Here is a 24,661-nt window from a genome sequence, read left to right on the forward strand (position 1 = left end):
TCATCTATACACAAAAAATCCACTCGATTGAGTGGATTTTTTAATTACTTACTCTTTATTTCCAACAGTAAATCTTTCAATGAAATAATGGTCACGGCTAGTAAAATCATGGCCATACCGACAAAATCAATCGCATAAAACTGTTCCTTCATAATCAGAAAGGCAAAGAAAACGGCAGAAATTGGCTCTATGGAAGCCAATAAACTAGACTTAACAGGACCTATCAGACTAGCTCCCTTTAGGAAAGCTGTATAGGCAAAGACCGTTCCGATGATGATAATCCCAGCAAATGCAAAGAGAAAATCTAGGCTAGTCGGTATGCTAGCCCGTAAGACTCCTGTAAAGGGAAGAGCCACTACACCAGAAATAACCATCCCGACACCAATCACCAAAATACTGCCCCACTTCTTAATCAAAGCGATAGGAAGGATAATATAGAGGGCATAGGTCAAGGCTGAAAAGAGGCCCCAGAACAGACCTAAGGGCGTGACAGACAACTGGTCGACTTTCCCATGCGTCGCGATCAGAAAAGTTCCTCCTATAGCCAATCCAATCGAAATAATCTCAGCTAGAGTCGGAGCTACCTTGTCCTTGATACAAGTATAAACTAAAATCCCAACGGGGCATACATACTGGAGAACTGTCGCCGTTCCAGCATTGGTTTCCTGAATGGCAGAAAGATAGGCAAACTGGTTTAAGAAAAGTCCAAACAGGGCAAATAGCAACAGAGATAGTAGACTTTTTCTGTCTTTTAAAAAAGATAGGAGTTTACCCTGTGAAGTCGCATAGGATAAGATTACTAGTGCCAAGCCTGCAATGATAAGTCGTAAATTGGTCAAGACTAGAGCGGAAATCCCGTGTGCCATTAGGTATTGGCCACTGGTTCCAGACAAGCCCCAAGCAATCCCTGCAACAATAGTATATATTGTTCCCTTTAAAAGTCTTGACATCAGCTTAGTTCCTATCCTCCTGACGAATCAAATCCATGAGTTGATGACGGTCTAATCTCCACTGAGCACGTTCATCCCTCTCATAAGTCCGATTGGATAGAAAGATAACAGCTTCTTGTTTATTACGATTCCACATGATAAAAGTTCCCGTATAACCCGTATGATCCAACCAATCACCTTCCAAATTCCAGGCCAAAGAGCGTTCCCTATCATCTAAGTCTGAAAAATTCTGTGTTAACTCTTCTGCAAATGAATCTTTTAAATAGTGCTCCAAAAAGAGTTTCAAATCAGCCACTGTAGAAAATAAACCTGCACTTCCAGCGTGCTTTCCAAGCACACGAGCCTTAGGATCATGAACGACTCCTGCTTTCTGTCCACGAACAGTTGGAACAGCACTGGTAACTGGTCCAAATCGGGTTTCTCCCATCTTCCATGGATCCAAAACTTGTTCTTCTATAATCTGATCCAAATCTTGGTTAAAGATTTTTTCCAAAAGAAAGCCCAAGAGTAAAAAGTGAACGTCCGAGTATAGGAAGGCCGGCTGACTTCGTCTGTTGAGGTGAAACATGGCTTTTCTCAATTCCTCTGCACTTAACTTGTCCCGATTAGGAATAAAGGGGTCCAGGTCTGTAGCATGGGTCAGAAGTTGTCGTATAGTGATATCGGGATAATCACACTCCGGTAAAAAATCCGTTACCGGTCGATCAATATCTAATTTGCCCTGCTGCCACAAGAAGATGAGAACCGTCCCCACTCCCACGACCTTACTCACACTAGCCAGATCATAAACCAAACCACTCTCGGTCTTCAAGCCCCGTTCTGGATCACTCAATCCTAGATAAGACTCTTTCCATTCACCATCCTTATAATACGCAAAAGAGGCCCCGGGATAAATCCCTGCCTCGATTTGATTTTCTATTTTTCTTAGAATTTTTTCCAACTTCATGCTTCTTCAAACCACAATTCAATGTTATTGGTATCTTTACCAAGGAAGAATTTTTCAGACTTAGGGACAAAGTAGCCTGTCTTTTCAAATTTCTGACGAAGACTGGTTAGATCAAAATTCTTGACTAAAAATTTCAACATCGTCAAGTCCCAAGTGACATTGTTTTCAACAGCCAAATCTGGTCCTTGCCCTTTAGTAAAGGTGATTGCTGGCGCTACTCCTTCAGGATCAAGTAAACTCTCGGTCCCTTCAGGTAAACGCAACTCCATCGAAACCTCAAATTGGCTCAAGTATTTTATACTTGTATTTGAATAAAATTCAGGAACAGTTTCCAGTGGAACCAAATCTCTTATATCATTTTCTGCATGAACAAGGATCACATCCTCTTCAGGAGAAGCAATCTCAAAAGCATACCCTCGATTTCCTTTAAATAAGCGAGGAAGAAACTTCATCTGAGAAAGAAGGGCCTCGATTTCAGAAGGTTTTTCAACCTTTATCAAGAGTCTAGCTAGCTTCTTAAGTCCTTCAACCCTGCGTGTTCGCATGCTTGGAGCCTCTTCTAAAATCAATCTCTCCGTAGCTGTCTGGTCGCCTAGGGAAAGAAAGGCAGACTCTTCCAGCAAAGGTTTCATCCCCAGGGTTTCAATGTAAAATCTTTCATTTAATTTTCGATTATTAACTTTCAAAGTCGGAATGATCCGAACAATCTCATTCACGTTCATAAATTCCTCCAACTCTTTTATTTTAAAGGATTTTAGAATATTTTACAAGCCATATTTGTTTAAATTAGAAAATTTTCCAAGAAAAAAACTGGGATTCCCCAGTTTCATTTCTTATAGGTAAAGTAGTTTGAATAGTGCTACTGCTGCAATACCCGCTGCAATTGGAGCTACAACTGGAACCCATGCATACCACCATTTTGAATCACCCTTGTGTTGACCAAGAACTGATTTTGGAAGGAGTTCGTGAAGAAGACGTGGTCCAAAGTCACGAGCTGGGTTCAAACCAGGTCCAGTAGGTCCACCAAGTGAAGTTACCAAGGCCATTACTAGGAAACCAAGTGCCAAGTGTGCAACTGAGAGACCAGCAGCTGTATGTGGAGCTACTTGAGCTTTCACTGCCAATTCACTTAAATCAACAGTTTGTCCAGCTTGAGTAGCCATTTGTTTCATGTATTGAAGAACCTCAGCACCAAAGAAGTTTTTAGTCAAACCAAGTGCTGCAAAGAAAAGAACAAATGAACCTACAAACTCATTGAGGAAACCGTTAACAGTAGCTGCAAAACGTGATTCTTTTGTACCGTGGTCGATGCTTGAAATTGTTGAGAAGGTACCCAAGATGTTGTTAGGATTTTCTGTCTTCAAGTAGTAAGGACGGTGAGTTGCTACAACCAAAGCTTGACCAAAAATCGCTCCTAAAACTTGCGCAAGGATATAATATGGCACTTGTTCCCAAGGGAAAAGTCCACTCACAGCAAGTCCAAGTGTGAAGGCTGGGTTGATGTGGTTACCAGATACATTACCGAACATCAAGGCTGGGATCATAACCCCCATACCGTAACCAACCGCGATAACGAGCCAGCCACTTTGATGACCTTTCGTACCTTTAAGTTCAACGTTAGCAACTGCACCATTACCAAGAATGATCAAAATAGCAGTTCCCAAGAATTCTGTGGCATATTTAATAGCCCATGTAAAATCCATTTGATAGATTCTCCTTCAATTTTTTTAGACAATCCTTATTCTATCAATTTTTAGGCCTTTTAGCAATATCTTTTCTAAAAGAATCTATGGAAAACGCTTTATTTAACTTATCTTTAAGAAAAGAACAAAAGAAGTCAAACTCCTTTTGTCCTAATCGTTATTCTTGACGCTGACAAAAATCTGCAATCATCTGCTCCATATCTTGGCGACTCGGAGTGGTCAGCATATAAAGGTAGTCCCCTTGTAGCTCTGCAAAGGCTGCTGGCATGATTTTTTTGACCTTGAATTGCTGGCTGTATTTGGCAAGAAGGTCCTCTTCTGAATAAACATAGTTGGCATTGGCACGACGTGAAGTTGCCAAGCAATACTGGGGCTCAAACTCTGATGTTGGAAACACCTCACCTGCGACGATAGCTGCATAGCCACGATAGAGGTCCAAGGAATGAGCAAAGTTATAAACATCAATGGTAAAACCACCTGCAGGACGGTTATTGTACTCAATCGCAATGTAGTCGTCCCCGTCACGGAAGAACTCGATATGGAAAAAGCGTTCTCTCATTCCAAATTCCTTGACTATGGCCTCGCCATACTTGCGCAGTTTGGGATCCATATCCTTAAGCACATAGTAGGAATTGTCCATCTTATAAATCATGAGATCAAGTGGTGTATGGGCATAATCAAAAGTCGTTGAAAAGACGATGTTGCCATCCTTGTCCACAAGCCCGTCAAAGGTACAGATTTCACTAGAAGTGACAAATTTCTCAAAAAAATAAACGGTTGAATGGTCCCATTCTTGCTTGAAGTGATGGATATCATCTTCTGTCTCAAGCTTAAAGGTTGCTGCCGCTCCCACTCCATTATCAGGTTTGGCAATCATTGGTAGACCAATTTCTTGCACTGCTTTATCCACATCTGCTTCCGTCTGGATAACAGCACCAGGTACCACAGGGACGCCTGCTTTTTTGAAAAGTTTCTTCATCTCAGACTTATATTTCGTCTTTTTGAGATCCTCCGGTTTGGCACCAAAGACATTGAATTGTTCTCTGAGTGTTGCGTCTAGCTCAAGCCAATATTCATTGTGGGACTCAATGCGGTCGATAGGACCATGCTTGTAGAAAAGAAAGGCAACCGCACGCTTGACTTCGTCTATGTTCTCAAGATTGTCTACCCGGAAATACTCGGTCAGACTATTACGCAAAGGTTCATCTAGTTGCTCGTAAGGCTCCTGACCAATCCCCAAAACGGTGATGCCTTTATTGGCTAGCTCGATGGTAAACTGTTGGAAGTTTTGCGGATAGTAGGGAGAAATAACAAGGTAATTCATAGGCAACTCCTTTTATAGATACAGGTGTCCAAGAAAATAGGGCATTTGTTTACGCCACCATTCCCAGTCGTGGGCGACATCGTGTCCCCATTCAGCAAACCAGGCTGGAATTTGTTTCTGGTCAAAGGCTTCTTTAAGCTTGTAGAAAGATGGTAGACCGTCTTGTTCCCAGGCACCAAGGCCCGTACAAACGACGATTTCTGCCTGACGGTAACGATCGATAAACCATCCGTCGTTTTGATTCCAGATATAATCTACAGGCGAGTTTTGGTAAATAGCATCATCATTGTAGTAATCGCCAACAAAGAAACGCGCGTCGTAAACACCACTGAGGGCAATCACCTTGGTAAAGACATCTGGATGCTGGAGGAAGAAATTAAGTGCATGGTAGGCCCCCATCGAGCAACCAGTCGTCATCATGCCATCAAACCAACCTGTCTTATGCTTGATAAAAGGAATGGCCTCCTCAATCACATAGCGTTCATAAGCACGATGCATCTCCGCCTGGTCATGACCATTTTTCCAAGTGGCCAACCAGCTCTCACTGTCCACACTGGAGAGAGTAAAGAACTGGACGCGCCCTTCTTCGATAAAGGAAGCACAGGCATCAATCATACCAAAATCATAGTATTCGTTGTGACTACCACCAGATGAAGCAAAAACAACAACTGGAATCCCAGCATGTCCATAACGGTTGAGGTACATTTCACGATTAAGATTGCCACTCCAGTGGCTAAGGTTTTCAATATGCATTGGCTTTCTCCTTTCTTAACTTACCATTTCTCTGCAAAAAATCGGAGACAGTCTGGTAAATTTTCCGACCATGGAATCTCACTATGGATAGCACCAGACTGAACTTTCAAGACAAGATTATCCAAGTGTACTCCACCTGCAATCAAATCACGGTAATAACGAAGCGACGAGTCGATATAGGCTTGCTTGATATTGCCAGCCATTAGGGTCTTGTCCGTATCGTCTGCTTCTTCTGTTCCTACATAGATGAAAATGCGCTGTTCAGGCGACAATTTCTTGCGCTCGATATAGCGGTTAAAGGCTTCTTGGTGAAGCCAGTTGGCAGATGAAAAGACACCTAGACAACCAATTCGATCTTGGTACTCTAGTCCAATAAACTGGGTAATATTGCCTCCTAGTGACGAACCAATCATAGCCGTGTGCTGGCGATCAGCTTTGGTACGATAGGTTTCATCGATAAAAGGCTTGACCACCTCCATGACAAACTCGGCATACTCCACACCCTTACCGCCAAACTGCTGCCCTGGGATAGGAGATTCTTGAAACTTCCAAGCCGCATACTCATTCATCCGCCCCATGCCGTCATTATCTATAGCAACAACAATCATGCGACTGATGTCAGGATTCCGCTTAATGGCTGGAATAATCTTCCAAGAGTGTCCGATATAAGACTCCTTGCTGTAAAAGACATTTTGCCCATCATGAAAGTAAACAACAGGGTAAAAACGGTCTGTGTCTTTCTCGTAGTCCTTAGGCAGGAGCACACGCACACGACGCTCCTTTCCAGTATAAGGAACCTTGAGTTTGTGTTCTTTCATTTTTAAGTAAAAGTAGGAATGATTCATTGTCAGAAAACTCTCTATATTCAAAATTTTATCTCATTATACCATAAAAATAGAAAAAAAGTCAGTTAATGTCCATTTTAAGGATAAATAACTAACTTTTTTCATTTGTTTTTCTGAATTCTTCTGGATTTTCTGATTAGAGGAGATTGTCAATTAACTCATCGACAGTATCTTTTTCAACCTGGGGAGTGATTTCAGTAATCATAATCCCAGCCACTGCTCGCTCAACCAAGCCTTCAACATCCATGCGTTTTTCATACTGCTCTGCATTCTCTATCTTAGGATTGGTCTTAGGACGGTCAGGCGCAAAAATAGTACAGCAGTCTTCAAAAGGCTGGATAGAAATGTCAAAGGTATCGATTTCCTGCGCGATGTCAATGATTTCCAACTTGTCCATCGTAACCACGGGACGAATGACTGGAGTGCTAGTCACAGCGTTAATAGTCTGCATGCTTTCCAAGGTTTGACTAGCTACTTGACCAAGACTTTCCCCATTAATGATAACTAAACCATTTCGTACCTCACGGATACGGTCGGTAATCCGCATCATAAAACGACGGGTCAAGGTCATGAGGTAGGCTTCTGGCGCTTTAGCCTTGATTTCTTCTTGAATCTCTGTGAAAGGCACCTCGATAAACTGGATATTCCCACCAAACTTGGTCAATTTTCGAGTCAAATCGTGTGCTTTCTTGAGGGCACCAGGACTAGTATATGGCGGGCTGGCAAAGTGAACCGCCTCAATATCTACCCCACGTTTAAGAGCTAGATAACCTGCTACAGGTGAGTCAATCCCTCCTGACAACATGAGCATACCTTTACCAGAACTTCCCACAGGTAATCCTCCTGCTCCACGAAAGGTTTCATAGGAAAGATAGGCAGCCTCTTCACGAATCTCAACCTGAAGATTAATATCTGGATTTTTCATCTGAGCTTGCACGTTTGGAATGGCCTCGAAAACAGCTCCACCAAGAGTTTGATTCAGTTCACGACTGTCGAGTTCAAAGTTGTGGTCGCTTCGCTTACTAGTGATTTTAAAGGTCATGCCCTCCTTGTAAATAGCTTTCATAATCTCTTGGACAGCAGACTTCAGAACGTCCACTGACTTTTCAACCTTATACACAGGAGAAAAATTTTGAATTCCAAAGACTTGTTTGAGCGATTCTGCAACTGCTGTGTAATCTGCTCCATTGAGGTAAGCGTGGGCACGGTCGCGATCTGCGGTTACCTTAACTTGAGGATAGATAGACAAAACGTCTGAAATATTATTACGAAGTTTATTGATGAAACGCATACGATTTTTGTGCTTGGTTGACAATTCTCCGTAACGAATCATAATTTCTGAATACTGCATAAATGCTCCTATCTTACTTTTCTAGTTTGATTGTAAATTAATTTTAGCTTGGTCAAAAACTGCTCGACTTGACTCATATCATTTTCCAAGTCTAGGCTTAGGCGAACAGCTGACTGGGCCTTATCCTTGTCCACTCCCATGGCAATCAAGGTCCCTGCGGGTTTTCCTGCCTTGGACGAACAAGCAGAGGTTGTCGAAATGAAAATGTCATAGTCTTCAAAAGCGTGAACAATGACTTCACCACGAACACCCTTAATCCCAAAAGTCAGGATATGAGGGACAAAGTCTGCCTCATCTGAAAAGACAAAAATATCTGGATAATCCAGAAGGGCTTGACGAATGACTGCCTTCATTTGCCCTGTCTTACTAGCAAAGATAGCTAACTTTTCCATAGATAAACGGAGAGCTTTGGCTGTCGCTGCAATCCCTGCCACATTTTCAGTTGTCGAACGATAATCACGTTCTTGGGCACCACCTGTTAAAAGAGGCGTAATCTTCTTGCCAGACTTGATATAGACAAAACCAACACCACGAACTCCGTGGAACTTGTGACTAGAGAAGGTCGCGAAATCCACTCGTTCTGTCAGATACTTTTCGGTCGGAATCTTGGCAAGCGCCTGAACCGCATCAACGTGGAAGGAAATAGTCGGCTTGTCTGCTAACAGTTCTGAAATAGCTTGAATAGGTTGAATAGAGCCAATTTCATTGTTCACAGCCATGACGGAGACGAGGGTCGTATCAGGACGTATCAAACCTGCTAACGCCTCAACATCCACAAACCCTTTCTCATCAACTGGAGCAAAATCTATCTCAAAACCTTGACTTTTCAGCCAGAGGGCTGACTCTTTGACTGCTGGATGTTCAATGGCTGATACAATGATGTGCTTGCCAAACTGGGCTTTTTCAAAGGCCACACCCTTGATGACCCAGTTATCTCCTTCTGTACCACCAGAAGTAAAGAAGATTTCATCACTTTTCTTCCCAATCAAATCTGCAATTTGCTGCCGGGAAGCATCTAAAATTCGTGTTGCCTGATCTCCCAAACGATGGAGACTAGACGGATTTCCTACAATTTTTGAAGCGACCTGCATGTAAGTTTCAAGTGCTTCAGGATAAGGCTTGGTTGTCGCCGAATTATCAAAGTAGATCATGTTTTCTCACGCTTTCTAAAATCACTCCTTCTATTGTATCACGAAAAGAGACCTGCGACAAGAAAGGGCAATGTTTGCATTAATCTGAATAACATAAAATACTCTTGATGCCATCACCAAGAGTATTATTATTCATTCTATCTAACTTTGATTATCTCTGTTAAAAATCTAAAGAAAAGTAATATTGTCCGCCCCAGAGATTAACCGCTCCCCAAGGCGAATTTACTCCAACACCTATCTGGACTGTACCATTTGCACGTTGACCATAGGGAATCGAACTTTTCCAAGTGGAACGATTGCTTATCGTATTAGGAAACCAAGCCCAGTCAGTGAAATACATATTTGACACACTGCCACTATAACTATAAGAATAGCCAGAAGCATGAAAAGTCACATTAAGAACATTCAAGCCTACCAAGCTATAACCTTCTAAAGAACTAGACTTACTTACATAATCTGCATGTACTTGACTTGAGAATGTTAACAATAGGATAGTAAACACTACCGCTACTATTTTCTTCATTATCTTATGTTTCATGATATCACCTCATCCATTCTTTCGAATAGTATCTACAACTGTTTGCCTACAAGTTGTGTATATAGGGAGTAAGCCACTTATTATCAGTACTGAAACTGATAATCCAATTAAGGTGAAAACGGAAGTTAGATAGAATTGAAAAACATCAGAAACTTCCAATTTAAGCACTTGAATTGCTAAAATGGAAAGAATGACGAGTAAACAACTTGCTAATATCGAAATCGTTTTACCATAACCAATTAATTCTTTTAAGAAAAGCCAAACAATATTTTGAGTACTGTATCCCAAAGATTTTAAAATCCCTACTTCAAAGCGTCGAGGACGATTGAGCAAAAAGAAAACAAAGGACAATACTGCGATGACAAGGATGAGTAAGACTAGGGATAGCAACATTAAAAATTGCCTGATATAGGTGAGTCCTTTATTAAATTCTTCGTAGTTTTCATATGAGGATAAAATAGTGATTTGTGAAGAGATAGCTCTTATCCTACTCAATTCTTCAGGAATAGCACTGCTATCCTTTAGTAACACATGAATCGCACTCGGCATCCATGATTTCAAAGGAAAGCCATCTAAAGCCATCTTCATCATGGGATGCTGTTGAATTGCTTCATTTTGTAATTCTTCCATTTCAGCAATATTCATAAATAGGGTGTTCCCATGAGGGGAATATTCAAACGGATAACTTTTTTTAACAATCCCTAAAACAGGATATGTTTTATCCACTTTGACAAATAAATCGCCATCTCCTTTCAATACATTCCCCTCTTTCTCTATACTTGATTCATATAAAGAAATTGGAATATAAAAAGTCAGTGTCACGGTAGATCCCGAAACTATATTCGGTAATTTTTGATCTGAAACGAATTGTTCAGATAGATAAATCCCTTTTTCATTGCTCCTATCAAAATACTCTATCTGCCTCTGTGTTGTATTTGTCTGATACAAGGGTTGAATTGAAAAATTTCTTGTCAAACTTCTGGTCTGACCATCAATCGTCAAAGTTGGCTGAAAGTTCTTTTGAAGTTTTGAATAGTCTTTTGAATTATCAAACGTCATCCCTAAAGAGAGAAACTCTATATAAGGCTTTATAGTTTGAATATTCTGACTTGTGCTAATTGAGGTGATTTCCTCCTTATCAAAACTGAGAAAATCATCCAATACTTTTGTAGTTTGTAAATGAAGCGAATCATTAATCACCAAGAAGCCATTTTCGAGTGAGTTGTTCACCAGTTGGTGATACTTATCTGCAAATAAGGACTGAAAGTTGATAGAAGTTACTGCTATAGCAACTACAAATGCGATAAAAAACGCTAATAATCTAGGTAAAAAAGGCCTTCTATGTTTCAAAACAGATAACTTCGTATGAGAAGACGACAAATAGGAGGTCCACTTCTTAGAATCCTTTATCCCTTCATCAGAATTCAAAATAAGACAATTTCCAACTAATTGATGGTCTTTAAAATGAAGCTGAACATCTCCTCTTGCAATCATCGCCTCATCATGCGAAACAATTAATACAATTTTATGATATTTGTGAGCTAAATCAATTAACAAGGAGGAGACTTTTTCTCTATTTTCTTTATCCAAGGAACTTGTTGGTTCATCAGCTAAGATGAGAGTCTTTTCTGTAACTAAGGCTCTTGCGATTGCCACTCGTTGCTCTTCACCACCGGATAAATCTTCTGGGTAAGCGTGCTTTAAAGAAGAAATCTCTAAATCCGCCAATACTGTGTCAATTTTACTTTCTATTTCATCTGGATTCAAGCCATAAAAGTTTAAAGCCAGTTTTAAATTTTCAAATACGGTCAAATCATTTATTAGATTTTGACCCTGAAATACAAAGGCCACTTCTTCAGCTATAAAGGCAGAGACTGATTTCTTATTTTCGGTATCAATCTCTTTTCCATCAAAGAAATAAGAAACACTAGGATCCGTAGCAGAGATTAAGCCAATTTTATTTAGTAAAGAAGACTTTCCTACGCCTGACTTCCCATATATTGTATATACTTTTCCCCTTTCAAATATCAAATCTGTTGGCTCTAGCAACCGCCTGCCTGCAAAAGAGAGGCTCAAATTTCTAATTTCGAACATATAACACCCTCCTTTTTTTGAAAACGCTTTCTCAATTTTATTTTATCATAAGTCATATTTTATTTCAACTAAGACTACTGAAGTTCGTGTAGAAAAATCTTCTCTTTTTTTAAGATTTTTTTAAAGAAATGAGGTATAATAAATCATAATTAAAGGAGAGTATCATGTCTAACTATCGTAGAACTTCAAAACCAAAAACAGAACACATCAAAAAGGGATTTACTGTCTTTCAAAAAACGATTGCTACCATCGGTAGTATCCTTGGCCTAATTACCGCTACAATCACCATCATGAACGCCATGGACAATAACAAAAACAACAAAAAAGAACCGACGACAACCCAAACAACTGTTGTCAAGGAAATTCAAAAAGAAGCCCCTCAGGAAAATACTACACCTAACAAGGACAACACTTCCACTAAAGAAAATACCTTGCAGGAAGAAACTCCTCAATCCAATAAAAAGGAAGAGAAAAAAGAAGAACAGAAAACAACAACTCAGGACTCTTCTACACCTGCTACAAATAAAGAAACAAGCGATAACGGAACACAGTCAAATACGACGAGTTCTGAAACTAAAACGAATCAGTGAGCACAAAATAGCTTCCTTCCAACTTTGGAAAGAAGCTATTTTTTATTGTTGCAATACTTTTCGTGGTTTGGTTCCTTCCGCTGGACCGATGACACCTGCCATTTCGAGTTCTTCCATCAGGCGGGTTGCACGGTTAAATCCAACTGACAAACGACGCTGAATCATAGAGGCACTGGCTTTCTGCGTCTCAATAACCAGAGCCTTAGCTTCTTCAAAAAGCGGATCGCCACCAGCTTCACCATCAGAAAAATCTCCTTCATTTTCAGGAACATCTCCTGGGTCAAAGCTGTCATCGTAGTCCGCATCTGCCTGAGCCTTGATGAAGTTTACGATACGTTCAACATCATCATCCGAGATAAAGGATCCTTGCAGACGGACTGGATGATTTTCATCAATTGGTTTAAAGAGCATATCTCCTCGACCAAGCAGTTTTTCTGCTCCATTCTCATCCAAGATGGTTCGTGAGTCTGTACCTGATGAAACTGCAAAAGCTACACGAGATGGGACATTGGCCTTGATGAGACCAGAGATAACATCAACTGATGGACGTTGCGTTGCGAGAATCATGTGAATCCCTGCAGCACGCGCCTTCTGTCCGAGACGAATGATAGCATCTTCCACTTCCTTGCTAGCCACCATCATAAGGTCTGCCAACTCATCCACAATGACAACAATCAAAGGCAGCGGTACTTGTTTGTACTCAGATTGGCTATTAAATTCCTCGACCTTGGCATTGTAGCCAGCGATATTCCGTACTCCAACTTTAGCGAAGAGTTCATAACGGTTTTCCATCTCATCCACCACCTTTTGCAGAGCCTTGCTGGCCTTGCGTGGATTGGTCACAACTGGAATCAAGAGGTGAGGAATGTCATTGTAAACGGATAACTCAACCATCTTTGGATCCACCATCATAAACTTGACCTGGTCGGGTCTTGCTTTCATCAGAATGCTGGCGATAATACCGTTAACTGCGACTGACTTCCCTGATCCCGTCGAACCTGCAACAAGTAGGTGGGGCATCTTGGAAAGATCAAAGGTTCGAGCCGTTCCATTAACAGCCTTACCTAGAGGAATTTCGAGGAGATTTTCTGGTTTAGTCTGAGACTGTTCCCAGAGTTCACGGAAGGAGACGGTTGCAATCTCAGAGTTAGGCACTTCGATTCCGACTAGGGATTTACCAGGGATTGGAGCCTCAATCCGAACATCCTTAGCTGCTAGAGCTAGCGCTAGGTCGTCTGCCAGATTGGAAATGCGGTTAACCCGTACACCGACTGCTGGTTTGACTTCATACTTGGTAACTGATGGTCCAATTTCAGCCCGTTCTACCGTCACCTTGATACCAAAGCTGGCAAAGGTTTCTTCTAGGATTTTGATATTTTCTCGAACAATCTTCTTTTCCTTGGACTGATCTTTGGGTTTATCTGGCGCAAAGAGTTGCAAGCTTGGTAGCTTGTATTCAAGGGCTTCTTTGGCAGAAAAATCAACCTGCACCTCTTCATCCTCAAAGTCTTCTTCCACATCTGGAACTTCAACGTCAGTTTGAGGGAGGATAATCTCCGGTTCGATCCATTCCTCCTCAGGAATTGGAGGAAGATCGTAGTCTGGTGCTTCCGATAAGATTTCTCCCGTTTCAGGATCTACAGGAGGAAACGGTAATGCATCCTGTTCTTCTTGTTCTCTCTGAATTCTGGCTGCTTCTTCAGCTTCTTGACGAGCCTTCTCTTCTTCTCTCTTGATGAAGCGTTCCTGTTTTCTCTGTTCCTGTTTTTCCATGAAGGATTTGAACTGAGCTCCAATAAAGGCTGCAACATCATAAATAGACCAAGGACTAACTAAGAGTGCCCCAACTAGAATCAAGAGAACACCAATAAAGTAAGAGCCGATATTGGAAAAAAGAAAGGCTATAGGGATATAAAGTCCGACACCAAGCAGGCCTCCACCAGCGAAGCTAGTCACCCGCATACCAGTCAAGTCCGTCATAACTTGAGACAGGGTCCCTTTTAGAACTGATTGCTCCAAACCATATTTCCAAACCAAGTAGGCCTCAAAAATCAAGAGCAAGCCAGCGAAGATACAAAGAAATCCTGACAGAAGTCCCTCTTGCTTGCGGATCCATTTAAATAAAAAGAGATAAATGAGGAGGGCACCAATGGCCACATAGGCCAAACTTCCGACCACCAGTCGAATGAGATTGTAAAGTGTGACACCTGCCGCGCCGAGTTTGAGGGCTGCAATAATCAATAACAAGACAATTCCTAAAGAGATCAACATCCTCTGGATAGCCTGTTTTCTTTCAAGTTCTGCTTTAGACGGTCTCCGTCTTGTTTTTGTAGTATTCTTGTTTGCCATTCTTTTATTATACCATATTTCACAGCCATTTCGAATAGAGAAAAAGATTGCACCAAATGGTAACAATCTTTCTATTCTAATCCTTTTTATGCTTGTGGTTTGCGTAGGTAACCATAAACCACACCACTTACAATTGCACCAACCAAAACAAAGGCAAGGTAGAGAAGGGCATTTGAAGTAAGGGCGATGACGAAGATTCCTCCGTGTGGTGCCATGAGTTTGATACCTGCAAGACCAACGAGTCCGCCTGCTACTGCTGAACCAAGGATGAAGCTTGGGATCGCACGAGCTGGGTCAGCAGCACCAAATGGGATTGCTCCCTCAGTGATAAATGACAAGCCCATGATGATGTTTGTCAAACCAGAGTTGCGTTCTTCTTTGGTAAATTTATCTTTGAAAAGAAGGGTTGCGACAAAGATTGCAAGTGGTGGAACCATTCCTCCAGCCATAACTGCTGCCATGGCTACAGAACCACCTGAAGAAACAGTCGCTGCAAGCGTACCTGTACCAAAGACATAAGCAGCTTTGTTGACTGGTCCACCCATATCAACAGCCATCATGCCTCCAAGAACGATACCAAGAAGGACAGCTGAACCTCCTCCAAGACCGCCTAGGAAGTCATTCATAGCAGTGTTGATTGCTGCCATCGGGATGTTAACAGCCAACATGACAAATCCTGTCAAGATTGTTCCAAGAAGTGGCAAGAGAAGAATTGATTTAGCCCCCTCAAGTGAACGAGGAACTTTAACGTATTTCTTGATAGCAAGAACCAAGGCACCTGCGATAAATCCACCAACAAGGGCACCTAGAAAACCAGATGAGACACCTGCAAGAGTTGAAGTTGCTTCACCTCCTGAGGCATAAGGAATTTTACCAAAGGCAAAACCTTCTTTGGCAATAGCACCAGCCACGAAACCAGCTACCAAACCTGGTTTTTCAGCGATAGAGTAGGCAACATAACCTGCAAAGACTGGAAGCATCAAACCAAAGGCTGCACCACCGATTTTCATGAACATAGAAGCTAGCTCATGGTAGGATCCGAGATTGCCAAGACTATCCTGTGGCACACCAAAAGCTCCGTCGATCAAGAAAGCAAGGGCAATCATGATACCACCACCGATAACGAATGGCAACATTTGAGATACACCACTCATCAAGTGCTTGTAGAAAGCACCACCAACACTTTGTTTTTCATTAGATGCTGTTGAAGCTTTTGCTCCATTAGCAGCACGATAAACTTCAGCATCCCCAGAAAGAGCCAAGTTGATCAACTCTTCTGTCTTGCGGATACCGTCTGCTACTGGACGATTTACCAATGGTTTGCCATCGAAACGATCCATATCAACTGCTTTATCTGCAGCGATAATAACAGCTTTAGCCTTGCGGATATCCTCCGCTGTCAATTGATTACCGACACCACTAGCACCGTTGGTTTCAACCTTGATACCAACACCCATCTCAGCAGCCACTTTTTGAAGGGCTTCTTGGGCCATATAAGTGTGGGCGATACCTGTTGTACAAGCTGTAACTGCTACGATAAAGTCACCAGATTCATTGGCAGGTGCTTGAACAGGCTCCTCAGCTTTTTCTGAAGCTTGGTTAAAGAGTTCAATAACTTGATCTGCAGATGTTACTTGACGAAGTTTGTCAGCGAAACCGTCTTTCATCAAGTATTGTGACAATTCTGCCAAGGCTGCCAAGTGAGTATCATTGGCACCTTCCGGAGCTGCAATCATGAAGAAGAGATCTGTTGGTTGTCCATCCAAGCTCTCATAGTCAACACCCTTGTTTGACTTAGCAAAGAGAACTGTCGCCTCTTTGACAGCAGAGTTTTTACTGTGGGGCATAGCAATTCCGTCACCCAGACCAGTAGAAGTCAGAGCTTCACGCGCCAAAATGCCTTCTTTAAAGGTTTCAAAATCCGTCACATAACCGTGATCTACCAAGCTATGAATCATCTCTTCGATGACAGCTGTTTTTTCAGTTGCCTGCAAATCCAGCAACATGACATCTTTTCTCAATAGGTCTTGAATTTTCATCGTTTTTCTACCTCAACTTTTTCATATGTTTCTTTAATAAATTCCGCTGTTGCCAAGTCATCCGAGAAGGTCGTTGCTGTTCCACAAGCTACTCCCCATTTGAAGGCTTCTACTGCGTCTTTAGATTTTACAAATTCACCGGTAAATCCAGCGACCATAGAGTCACCAGCCCCGACTGAATTTTTGACTGTTCCCTTGATAGGTTTTGCGAAGTAAGCTCCCTCAGATGTGACAAGAAGTGCACCGTCCCCAGCCATGGAGATAATGACGTTTTGAGCTCCCTTGGCCAGTAACTGACGAGCATAGTTCTCGATTTCATCTAAACTTTCGAGTTTCACTCCAAAGATAGCTCCAAGCTCGTGATTGTTTGGTTTAACCAAAAGTGGTTGGTAGTCCAAACTATCAATCAAGGTCTGTCCTTCAAAGTCACAAACCACTTGCGCACCAGTCTGGCGTGTCAAGGCAATCAAATCTTTGTAAATAACATTACCTAGGTTCTTAGCACTCGAACCCGCAAACACAACCGTATCATCTGCTGTCAGACTAGACAAAATAGCTTTCAATTCTTCTAGCTGAGCCGGTTCAACATTAGGACCCGTTCCGTTGATTTCTGTTTCTTGGTCTGCTTTGATTTTAACATTAATACGAGTATCTTCTGCTACTTGGACAAAACGAGTCTCGATTTCTTCCTCTGCCAAAGTATCTGTGATAAATTTACCAGTAAATCCTCCAATAAATCCAGTCGCAGTATTAGGAATATCCAAGCGTTTCAAAACACGACTGACATTGATTCCTTTCCCACCAGCAAACTTATCATCACTGTCCATACGATTGACACTACCGACTTGAACTTGGTCCAAGCGCACGATATAGTCAATGGATGGATTGAGTGTGACTGTATAAATCATACTTCTATTACCTCCGTTTTCTCCTTAATAGCCTGCAAGAGCTCATGCCCTTGACTTGTGATAACAATAGCGCGTTTGAGAGGTGCTACCTTGGCAAAGCAAGTTTGTCCAATCTTTGACGAATCCACCAAGACATAGGTTTGTTTGGCATTCTCTAAAATAGCACGCTTAACGGCTCCCTCCTCCATATCAGGAGTTGTATAATAACCATCGTCCACACCATTCATCCCGATAAAGGCACGGTCAAAGTGCAATTGATTGATTTGGTTAAGAGCAACACCACCGATACATGCATCTGTTGCCATCTTGACACTTCCTCCAACCATGACTGTTGGAATCTGTTTTTCAACCAACTGAACCGCATGGTGAATGGAGTTGGTCACAACTGTAATATTCTTATTAACCAATTCCTTGATTAAAAAAGCAGTTGTCGTTCCAGCATCGATAAAGATAACATCTTGTTCCTTGATAAGAGAGGCTGCTTTCTGAGCCAGTAGCTTCTTCTCTTGAAGGTTTTTGACAGATTTTTCTTGGATGGTTTCTTCTTCCTGCAAGGAGTGGGGCAATTCTGCTCCACCATGCACACGGCGAAGCTTGTTCTCCGCCTCCAACTCGTCCAAATCTCTTCGTACTGTCGATTCTGATGTTTCTAATAGACTAACCAATTTTTCTAAGGAAACTACATGATGTTGATTTAACTCCTCTAAAATCAGTTGCTTCCGCTCAGTTTTTAACACCAAATCACCTCCTGTTATCGTTTACACTATTCATTCTAGCACATTCTTTACCAAAGTCAAGCATTTTTTATCATTTTCTTTCAATTTCTATCATTTTTCTTATTTCCAAAATTTTTATTGCAAGATAAGGGGCTTTATGGTAGACTATTTGAGTAAGTATTGGAAGATTACTCAAGAGGCTTAAGAGGCCGTGTTGGAAACGCGGTAGGCGTGTAACAGCGTGCGTGGGTTCGAATCCCATGTCTTCCGTAGAAAAAAGAAAAACTGCACCTCAATGCAGTTTTTTTATCGTTCTAAGAACAATATCTAGAAATGAAAGGCTGAGTTACTCTAACTATCACATCACATTTTTCTGTATCCTTCCCTATCCTAATTCATAAAAAAACAAGTAGTTTATTAAGACTACTTGTTTTTCTTTTAAATCTTAGGATTAAATATTACTTTTATCTTTTTTATCTGAAGATTTGTCTGTTGATTTATCAGTGGATTTATCTGAAGATTTATCAGAAGACTTGTCTGTTGATTTGCTCTTAGATTTTGTAGAGTTCTTACGATCAATCTTATCATATCCCTCAGTAGTATCCATTAACTCAGTTGATAAAGTACGATAATCTTCTTGAGAAATCAGCCAGTTTCCATCCTTATCCTTGGTTAGTTTGATTTCTGTATCAAAATCTCCAGTAGTAAGGGGTGTAAGAGCAGCTTCAGCATCTACATCACTATAGGTAGCAAAATCTTTTCTAAAGAGGTGTTCGTAAATCCAATATGTTACCAAAGTTTGGTAACGCTTGATATCAACATTTGATCCAGCTTGATTGTACTTACCTAGGTTATCAATACCCCCAATGAGAATCGTTAGAACTTCTCTGACTGATGAAGTCAAACCTTTAGAATGCAATTTTTTAGAGTTAAAAGTTACAGTTGCAGTATTGCCAGATTCATCAACCTTCACATCCTTAACAGTATAAGAACCGATATCCTGGATTAACTTGCGTTTCATCTTCAAGAAACCTGAAATGGTTTCTTCTGGTGTTTCTACAGGGAAATCTTTGTGCCATTGTACTGAGTAGGTAGACGCAGGTGAAAGACCTTCTTCTTTGATTTTTTCACTTGTTTGAACTGCAAATATGGCTTCAGTCCATTTTTCATAGGTTTCGCCATAAATCTTCTTAAATCGACTAGAGTCGCTAGTGAGAACTGAGTCTAAGAGAATTTCAGCATCTTTTGTAACTTTTTCTTTAACTTCTGCTGCTTCATCTTTTTTCTCAACTTGTTCCGTATTCTCCTTGTTATCAGAAGAAGCTTCAGATGACTGATTAGAAAATACCGAACATGCACCCAAGACAACTGTTGAAAGTGCTAAGATACTTAGTAACTTGATCTTTTTCATGTTTCACCTCATTATGAAAATTTACTCTTGGAGACTACCTCCAAGGATAGTTGTTTAGAAAAACACTGGGTTTATCTAACGGAGAATGGGGGATTCGAACCCCCGCGCCAGTTACCCGACCTAACGATTTAGCAAACCGTCCTCTTCAGCCTCTTGAGTAATTCTCCACTAACACACTAGAATAAATAGGATACAACGAAGGATACAATTTGGAAAAAATCTACTGTATACCTGTTCATAATGGAGCCGGTGGGAGTCGAACCCACGTCCAAACACCTGCCAACATATTTGTCTACAACCATAGGTTATGTATTGTTTTAACAGTCCCTCGACACATAACTCAAGCCTAGGAACTGCGAGTCTATTAATCTCTTATCAAACCACTAGACAAGGCTTGATCGTATCTCGCTAATCATAAGACCTGTCATTGAACACGAGCAATCCAAATCAGGTCACGCCTGCTGGTTTTTAGGCAGCTAGAGCGTAAGAAGTGTTATTTTTTGCAGTTATATTTAACTGAGCGTTTACGTCGCCACACGGGTTGCAAAATATGCCTCATAATGCCTGTCGAATCCGTAACGACCCCAGGATGTTAGAACTATTATAACCTATCTTCAAAAAAAATGCAAAATCAAGCCAATTCTTTAGAACAGATACGTTTTCAAAGCATCTGATAATGCTTGATAACCGGCTACACTTAGATGGAGACCATCCGTTGTATAGGCTGATTTAAGTTGTCCCTCTGCATCAGTCAAACTATCATAAATTGGTAGAAAATCTACTTGCATATAGGCTGATACTAGAGCCTCATAGGCTTGATTCCATTCTCTAATCTTTTCATTGGTTCGGATATAAACAGTCTGCTTGTATTTCTCTCCCTCATTGACTGGCAAAATGGAAAGGAGCTTTATTTGTGACAGCGGATAATCTCGGGCAATCGATTGGATTACACGCTCAAGATTATCCAAAGCATCATTCATGGGAATATCTTTTCCAATATCATTTGTCCCAATTAAGAGAACAATTTGATCCACAGCATCACCATACAGATGTGCATCAAGATTGTCTAGTAGAAGCCCCGTCTGGTAACCTCGAATGCCTCGATTAACAATCGTCTTGGCAGTCCCGAGTAACTCTTGCAAAGGGTAGTATTCTACAATCGAATCACCAATAAAGATGATATCTGGCTCTAGAACAGATACTTGATTCAATTCACGATACTTGGTTTGAATCTTTGCCTGCTCCTTTAAGAGCCAATTTTCTAATAACTGTACTGCCACCCTATCCCTCTTTCTCTAACCAATTCTCTAGAACTTGATACACACCCGCCTGGCTGTTGGCTGGTGCCAGGGCAGTTGCAACTGCCTTGGCCTCATCATCAGCATTTTCCATCGCATAGGCAATTCCAGCCAGCTCTAACATTTCGACATCATTTTCGCTATCACCAAAGGCCATGATTTGTTCAGATTTCAAATTCCAGCGCTTGAGTAATTCTTCCAATCCCCAAGCCTTGTGAACCCCAGCCTGCAGGATATCGATACAGCCATAACCGCTAGAAACAGCCCTTACACGACCATCAAAGAGGTCATTGATTTCCTGCAAAACTGAACTAGAACGTTCTTCACCAACGACCATGCTCATCTTTAGAACTCCTCCAAAGAGGTCTGAGTTTAGCTCATCCACAAAATTTGTCCTTTGGTAAAGTTTTTCAATCATCTCTGGAGTCATAAATTTTTCCAGGTCTGTAAAAACCGTTCCTTCCTTGACAAAACTCCCATTCATACTGGTAACGACGAACTGATCTCGACACTCTCTCCCTTTAAAATGAAGGAGAGCCTTGTCAACCATAGCATCATCCCAGGTCTGAGCTTGAAGTAATGTATCATACTCAAATATCCGAGCACCGTTAGCAACAACCAAGATCACTCGACTCGCCAAGTGTTCTAATAATTGCCTCATTCGATGAACCTCATTTCCCGTCGCAATGACAAAACGGATACCTCGTTCATCAAATTGGTCTAAAATCTTTTCTAAACGTGGCAAGTCCAGTTGCCCTCTTGGATCCAACAAGGTTCCATCCATATCTGTTGCAATCAATTTAATCGTCATCATATCTCCTTCAGGGTGAGCGTCTACCACTTCAACCCTACATGTTCATTCATTTCTTTATAGGCCGTGTCAATTCGTTCCTTAGTCGCCTCGTCCAACTGATCACGGTGACTGCCCCCCTCAATGAAGTCCTCTAGGATATAGGTCTGATAGAGGAAAAGCGGATAGCCTTCTGGAGAATAAGTCCCTTTGGGTGTTCGATTGACCCAAGTCGGATGCGCTTTGGCCGTTTCAATCCTAGTCTTGCCATCTTTTTTCTTAATGGTCACATCCATGAGAACACCGCGCTCCGTCCACTTGGCATTTTCCTCATCTTGCATGGTTTCAATGCGCTGGTTTGAGAGGAAATTTCCCATGGAGTAGATGATCAGTTTTTTGTCACCATCTTTTTCAACTGTTTCAGCAGGTTCAACGACGTGAGGGTGCCCTCCAAAGATAATATCGGCTCCCCAGTCAATCATCTTATGGTACAGTGTTTTCTGTTCTTCCGTTGGTTCTAGCTGGTACTCAATTCCCATCTGAGGCATAATAACAGTAATATCTGCTTCCTTCTCAGCACGCTCGATTTCTGCCTTCATCTTATCTTCATTCAGATCAGAAAAATAGCGATTATAGTCCTCTTGAGAGATATACTGCTCAATGCCATTAAAACCGTAGGAATAGGCCAGGAGAGCTACCTTGATACCATTGACTTCCTTGATGACTATAGGTGCTTGGTCTCGGGATTCATGTGTGTAGACTCCGATGGGTGTCATTCCAGCCTTTTCAATAGCTTGAGCTGTTGAAACTACTCCCTCAATTTGAGAATCCAAAATATGATTATGAGCCAAATCTAGAACTTGGTAACCTGCATCCTTGATCGCATCCATGACTTCTCCTGGTGCATTAAAGAGAGGATAACCTGCCAAGTAGTGGTCCTTGTTCACTGTTCCTTCAAAGTCACCAATTACCAAATCCGCTTGCTTGAGCCAGGGTTTTACATACTCAAAATTTTCATGGAAATCATAGGTCCCATCTTCTTTAAGAGCTGTTCGGTAGATAGGGATATGGTAGAGAAGGTCGCCATTTGCCATGATACGCGCCGTCGTTTCGCCAGACTGATTTTCCTTGGATGGACCAGATGTACTAGCAGAATCAAGAGTTTGACTACTAGGACTTGTTGCCTTGTTGCCTTGTACTGCTCGAACTAATAAGTTTACCCCCATGGATAAGGAAACTGCAAGCAATAACACAATAATAAACTGGGCATTGGTCCAGGATTTATAATTCCGAAAGAAATCCACACTAGTTCTCCACACCCCATAAAGAGTTCCCTGAGACCATCTATCTTGTCGCTTTTCCATCTTTATTCCCCCTTGCCTTTTGGTGCAAGTCTTTTCTTTTATTATACCACAGACAAAAGAGGAATACCGTTTATTATATTATTTTTTAGGAACTTCTGCGACTTTCTTTCTCGCCTATTTTGTGTTATCATGTAGAGGTAATGAAAGGAGAGAAAATGTCTGCTATAGAACGTATTACAAAAGCTGCTCACTTAATTGATATGAACGATATTATCCGCGAGGGGAATCCAACTCTACGCGCAGTTGCTGAGGAGGTTACTTTTCCACTGTCTGACCAGGAAATCATCCTTGGTGAAAAGATGATGCAATTCCTCAAACATTCCCAAGATCCTGTTATGGCTGAAAAGATGGGGCTCCGCGGTGGTGTTGGACTTGCTGCTCCCCAACTCGATATCTCAAAACGCGTTATTGCTGTTTTAGTGCCCAATATTGTGGAAGAAGGTGAAACTCCACAGGAAGCCTACGACCTGCAAGCTGTTATGTACAATCCAAAAATCATCTCTCACTCTGTTCAAGATGCTGCTCTTGGCGAAGGAGAAGGTTGCCTATCTGTTGACCGTAACGTGCCAGGCTATGTTGTTCGTCATGCTCGTGTCACTGTTGATTATTTTGACAAGGACGGCGAAAAACACCGTATCAAGCTCAAAGGCTACAACTCTATCGTTGTCCAACACGAAATTGATCATCTAAACGGAATCATGTTTTACGATCGTATCAATGAAAAAGACCCATTTGCTGTCAAAGATGGACTCCTCATCCTCGAATAAAGAAAATCCCGTTGCAAGACGGGGTTTTGTGTTATAATAGAGGCATGAAAACAAATGATATTGTCTATGGCGTCCACGCCGTTACCGAAGCCCTCCTGGCAAATACTGGAAACAAACTCTACCTCCAAGAAGATCTTCGAGGTAAGAATGTTGAGAAAGTCAAGGAACTGGCTACAGAAAAGAAGGTCTCCATTTCTTGGACTTCAAAAAAATCCCTCTATGAAATGACCGAAGGCGCTGTTCACCAAGGTTTTGTTCTACGAGTGTCCGAATTTGCCTATAGCGAGTTGGAACACATCCTTGCAAAAACACGTCAAGAGGAAAATCCACTTCTGTTGATTCTGGATGGTCTAACTGACCCCCATAATCTAGGTTCTATCTTAAGGACTGCTGATGCGACCAATGTTTCAGGCGTCATCATTCCCAAGCACCGTGCTGTCGGTGTAACTCCTGTCGTTGCCAAAACAGCCACAGGTGCTATTGAACACGTACCGATTGCGCGAGTGACCAACCTCAGTCAAACCCTAGACAAACTCAAGGATGAGGGATTCTGGACCTTTGGAACGGATATGAACGGTACTCCTTGCCACAAGTGGAATACAAAAGGGAAAATTGCCCTCATCATCGGAAATGAAGGAAAAGGCATCTCCAGCAACATCAAAAAACAGGTTGATGAAATGATTACCATTCCGATGAATGGGCATGTTCAAAGCCTTAATGCCAGTGTCGCTGCAGCCATTCTCATGTACGAAGTTTTCCGAAACAGACTATAAA

The 24,661-nt window shown here is 41.6% G+C and carries 22 protein-coding genes, 2 tRNA genes and 1 other RNA gene; 4 read left to right on the plus strand and 21 right to left on the minus strand.

The window, feature by feature from the left end; genetic code table 11:
• Positions 1–44 precede the first annotated feature (44 nt).
• From I6H78_RS02095 to I6H78_RS02145, 11 genes are all read right to left on the minus strand, one after another.
• Positions 45–950 (minus strand): DMT family transporter, encoded by a 906-nt coding sequence (locus tag I6H78_RS02095; protein WP_198459792.1) that lies wholly within the window; start codon positions 948–950, stop codon positions 45–47.
• 4 nt (positions 951–954) lie between these two features.
• Positions 955–1,896: a serine hydrolase domain-containing protein gene (locus I6H78_RS02100; protein ID WP_198459793.1), complete on the minus strand. Its 942-nt coding sequence runs from the start codon at positions 1,894–1,896 to the stop codon at positions 955–957.
• Positions 1,893–2,618, minus strand: coding sequence for a CppA N-terminal domain-containing protein (locus I6H78_RS02105; protein ID WP_198459794.1), 726 nt, complete (start codon positions 2,616–2,618; stop codon positions 1,893–1,895). The genes I6H78_RS02100 and I6H78_RS02105 overlap by 4 nt, the downstream gene beginning before the upstream one ends.
• 111 nt (positions 2,619–2,729) lie before the next feature.
• Complete coding sequence (gla, locus tag I6H78_RS02110) at positions 2,730–3,599, minus strand: aquaglyceroporin Gla (protein WP_198459795.1); 870 nt, start codon at positions 3,597–3,599, stop codon at positions 2,730–2,732.
• A gap of 157 nt (positions 3,600–3,756) precedes the next feature.
• Complete coding sequence (locus I6H78_RS02115; protein ID WP_198459796.1) at positions 3,757–4,923, minus strand: ATP-grasp domain-containing protein; 1,167 nt, start codon at positions 4,921–4,923, stop codon at positions 3,757–3,759.
• A 12-nt stretch (positions 4,924–4,935) separates the two neighbouring features.
• The gene (locus I6H78_RS02120) at positions 4,936–5,676 is read right to left on the minus strand and encodes an esterase family protein (RefSeq protein ID WP_000546816.1); all 741 of its coding nucleotides are present in this window, start codon (positions 5,674–5,676) and stop codon (positions 4,936–4,938) included.
• Between the two features lie 20 nt (positions 5,677–5,696).
• Positions 5,697–6,521 (minus strand): alpha/beta hydrolase, encoded by an 825-nt coding sequence (locus I6H78_RS02125; protein WP_001016817.1) that lies wholly within the window; start codon positions 6,519–6,521, stop codon positions 5,697–5,699.
• 136 nt (positions 6,522–6,657) lie between these two features.
• On the minus strand, positions 6,658–7,872 hold the full coding sequence (thiI, locus tag I6H78_RS02130) for a tRNA uracil 4-sulfurtransferase ThiI (RefSeq protein ID WP_198459797.1): 1,215 nt from the start codon (positions 7,870–7,872) through the stop codon (positions 6,658–6,660).
• An 8-nt stretch (positions 7,873–7,880) separates the two neighbouring features.
• Positions 7,881–9,023 carry a cysteine desulfurase family protein gene (locus I6H78_RS02135; protein ID WP_198459798.1) on the minus strand — a complete coding sequence of 381 codons (1,143 nt, stop codon included), beginning with the start codon at positions 9,021–9,023 and terminating at the stop codon, positions 7,881–7,883.
• Between the two features lie 160 nt (positions 9,024–9,183).
• A complete protein-coding gene (locus I6H78_RS02140; RefSeq protein WP_198459799.1) occupies positions 9,184–9,561 on the minus strand; it encodes a hypothetical protein in 378 nt (125 codons plus the stop codon).
• Positions 9,562–9,570: 9 nt separating this feature from the next.
• Positions 9,571–11,655, minus strand: coding sequence for an ABC transporter ATP-binding protein/permease (locus tag I6H78_RS02145; protein ID WP_198459800.1), 2,085 nt, complete (start codon positions 11,653–11,655; stop codon positions 9,571–9,573).
• A gap of 164 nt (positions 11,656–11,819) precedes the next feature.
• Between I6H78_RS02145 and I6H78_RS02150 the strand changes: the two genes are divergently transcribed.
• Positions 11,820–12,245, plus strand: a complete 426-nt coding sequence (locus I6H78_RS02150) for a DUF6556 family protein (protein ID WP_007521481.1) — start codon at positions 11,820–11,822, stop codon at positions 12,243–12,245.
• A gap of 42 nt (positions 12,246–12,287) precedes the next feature.
• Here I6H78_RS02150 and I6H78_RS02155 read toward each other — a convergent pair whose 3' ends face one another.
• From I6H78_RS02155 to I6H78_RS02170, 4 genes are all read right to left on the minus strand, one after another.
• Complete coding sequence (locus I6H78_RS02155; protein ID WP_198459801.1) at positions 12,288–14,594, minus strand: DNA translocase FtsK; 2,307 nt, start codon at positions 14,592–14,594, stop codon at positions 12,288–12,290.
• Positions 14,595–14,680: 86 nt separating this feature from the next.
• Positions 14,681–16,633: a PTS fructose transporter subunit IIABC gene (locus tag I6H78_RS02160; protein ID WP_198459802.1), complete on the minus strand. Its 1,953-nt coding sequence runs from the start codon at positions 16,631–16,633 to the stop codon at positions 14,681–14,683.
• Entirely contained in the window at positions 16,630–17,541 is a 912-nt protein-coding gene (gene pfkB / locus I6H78_RS02165) for a 1-phosphofructokinase (RefSeq protein ID WP_000640801.1), read from the minus strand. The genes I6H78_RS02160 and pfkB overlap by 4 nt, the downstream gene beginning before the upstream one ends.
• The gene (locus I6H78_RS02170) at positions 17,538–18,278 is read right to left on the minus strand and encodes a DeoR/GlpR family DNA-binding transcription regulator (protein ID WP_042767735.1); all 741 of its coding nucleotides are present in this window, start codon (positions 18,276–18,278) and stop codon (positions 17,538–17,540) included. Before I6H78_RS02170 ends, pfkB begins: the two co-directional genes overlap by 4 nt.
• 161 nt (positions 18,279–18,439) lie before the next feature.
• Here I6H78_RS02170 and I6H78_RS02175 point away from each other — a divergent pair.
• Positions 18,440–18,527 (plus strand) — tRNA-Ser (locus I6H78_RS02175).
• A 181-nt stretch (positions 18,528–18,708) separates the two neighbouring features.
• Here the strand turns inward: I6H78_RS02175 and I6H78_RS02180 are convergent.
• The 6 genes from I6H78_RS02180 to I6H78_RS02205 form a co-directional block, all read right to left on the minus strand.
• Positions 18,709–19,668, minus strand: a complete 960-nt coding sequence (locus I6H78_RS02180) for a hypothetical protein (RefSeq protein ID WP_198459803.1) — start codon at positions 19,666–19,668, stop codon at positions 18,709–18,711.
• Positions 19,669–19,747: 79 nt separating this feature from the next.
• A tRNA-Ser gene (locus I6H78_RS02185) sits at positions 19,748–19,835 on the minus strand.
• A 71-nt stretch (positions 19,836–19,906) separates the two neighbouring features.
• Positions 19,907–20,254: a transfer-messenger RNA gene (gene ssrA / locus I6H78_RS02190) on the minus strand.
• A 58-nt stretch (positions 20,255–20,312) separates the two neighbouring features.
• Positions 20,313–20,948: an SGNH/GDSL hydrolase family protein gene (locus I6H78_RS02195; protein ID WP_198459804.1), complete on the minus strand. Its 636-nt coding sequence runs from the start codon at positions 20,946–20,948 to the stop codon at positions 20,313–20,315.
• Position 20,949: 1 nt separating this feature from the next.
• A complete protein-coding gene (locus tag I6H78_RS02200; RefSeq protein WP_198460217.1) occupies positions 20,950–21,777 on the minus strand; it encodes an HAD family hydrolase in 828 nt (275 codons plus the stop codon).
• A gap of 23 nt (positions 21,778–21,800) precedes the next feature.
• Complete coding sequence (locus tag I6H78_RS02205) at positions 21,801–23,120, minus strand: CapA family protein (protein WP_198459805.1); 1,320 nt, start codon at positions 23,118–23,120, stop codon at positions 21,801–21,803.
• A gap of 155 nt (positions 23,121–23,275) precedes the next feature.
• Between I6H78_RS02205 and def the strand changes: the two genes are divergently transcribed.
• Positions 23,276–23,887: a peptide deformylase gene (gene def / locus I6H78_RS02210; protein WP_198459806.1), complete on the plus strand. Its 612-nt coding sequence runs from the start codon at positions 23,276–23,278 to the stop codon at positions 23,885–23,887.
• 44 nt (positions 23,888–23,931) lie between these two features.
• Complete coding sequence (rlmB, locus tag I6H78_RS02215; RefSeq protein WP_061852706.1) at positions 23,932–24,660, plus strand: 23S rRNA (guanosine(2251)-2'-O)-methyltransferase RlmB; 729 nt, start codon at positions 23,932–23,934, stop codon at positions 24,658–24,660.
• The last annotated feature ends 1 nt before the right edge of the window (position 24,661 follow it).

Origin of the sequence: Streptococcus oralis (assembly GCF_016127915.1) — a bacterium.
Lineage (GTDB): Bacteria > Bacillota > Bacilli > Lactobacillales > Streptococcaceae > Streptococcus > Streptococcus oralis_BO.

Excerpts from the sequence above, each read along its gene's own strand:
- I6H78_RS02105 (WP_198459794.1), bottom strand. The coding sequence starts at position 2,618 with ATGAACGTGAATGAGATTGTTCGGATCATTCCGACTTTGAAAGTTAAT.
- I6H78_RS02140 (WP_198459799.1), bottom strand. The coding sequence starts at position 9,561 with ATGAAACATAAGATAATGAAGAAAATAGTAGCGGTAGTGTTTACTATC.
- def (WP_198459806.1), top strand. The coding sequence starts at position 23,276 with ATGTCTGCTATAGAACGTATTACAAAAGCTGCTCACTTAATTGATATG.
- I6H78_RS02120 (WP_000546816.1), bottom strand. The coding sequence starts at position 5,676 with ATGCATATTGAAAACCTTAGCCACTGGAGTGGCAATCTTAATCGTGAA.
- I6H78_RS02200 (WP_198460217.1), bottom strand. The coding sequence starts at position 21,777 with ATGACGATTAAATTGATTGCAACAGATATGGATGGAACCTTGTTGGAT.
- thiI (WP_198459797.1), bottom strand. The coding sequence starts at position 7,872 with ATGCAGTATTCAGAAATTATGATTCGTTACGGAGAATTGTCAACCAAG.
- I6H78_RS02160 (WP_198459802.1), bottom strand. The coding sequence starts at position 16,633 with ATGAAAATTCAAGACCTATTGAGAAAAGATGTCATGTTGCTGGATTTG.
- I6H78_RS02125 (WP_001016817.1), bottom strand. The coding sequence starts at position 6,521 with ATGAATCATTCCTACTTTTACTTAAAAATGAAAGAACACAAACTCAAG.
- gla (WP_198459795.1), bottom strand. The coding sequence starts at position 3,599 with ATGGATTTTACATGGGCTATTAAATATGCCACAGAATTCTTGGGAACT.
- I6H78_RS02135 (WP_198459798.1), bottom strand. The coding sequence starts at position 9,023 with ATGATCTACTTTGATAATTCGGCGACAACCAAGCCTTATCCTGAAGCA.
- I6H78_RS02095 (WP_198459792.1), bottom strand. The coding sequence starts at position 950 with ATGTCAAGACTTTTAAAGGGAACAATATATACTATTGTTGCAGGGATT.
- rlmB (WP_061852706.1), top strand. The coding sequence starts at position 23,932 with ATGAAAACAAATGATATTGTCTATGGCGTCCACGCCGTTACCGAAGCC.
- I6H78_RS02180 (WP_198459803.1), bottom strand. The coding sequence starts at position 19,668 with ATGAAAAAGATCAAGTTACTAAGTATCTTAGCACTTTCAACAGTTGTC.
- pfkB (WP_000640801.1), bottom strand. The coding sequence starts at position 17,541 with ATGATTTATACAGTCACACTCAATCCATCCATTGACTATATCGTGCGC.
- I6H78_RS02100 (WP_198459793.1), bottom strand. The coding sequence starts at position 1,896 with ATGAAGTTGGAAAAAATTCTAAGAAAAATAGAAAATCAAATCGAGGCA.
- I6H78_RS02145 (WP_198459800.1), bottom strand. The coding sequence starts at position 11,655 with ATGTTCGAAATTAGAAATTTGAGCCTCTCTTTTGCAGGCAGGCGGTTG.
- I6H78_RS02205 (WP_198459805.1), bottom strand. The coding sequence starts at position 23,120 with ATGGAAAAGCGACAAGATAGATGGTCTCAGGGAACTCTTTATGGGGTG.
- I6H78_RS02115 (WP_198459796.1), bottom strand. The coding sequence starts at position 4,923 with ATGAATTACCTTGTTATTTCTCCCTACTATCCGCAAAACTTCCAACAG.
- I6H78_RS02150 (WP_007521481.1), top strand. The coding sequence starts at position 11,820 with ATGTCTAACTATCGTAGAACTTCAAAACCAAAAACAGAACACATCAAA.
- I6H78_RS02155 (WP_198459801.1), bottom strand. The coding sequence starts at position 14,594 with ATGGCAAACAAGAATACTACAAAAACAAGACGGAGACCGTCTAAAGCA.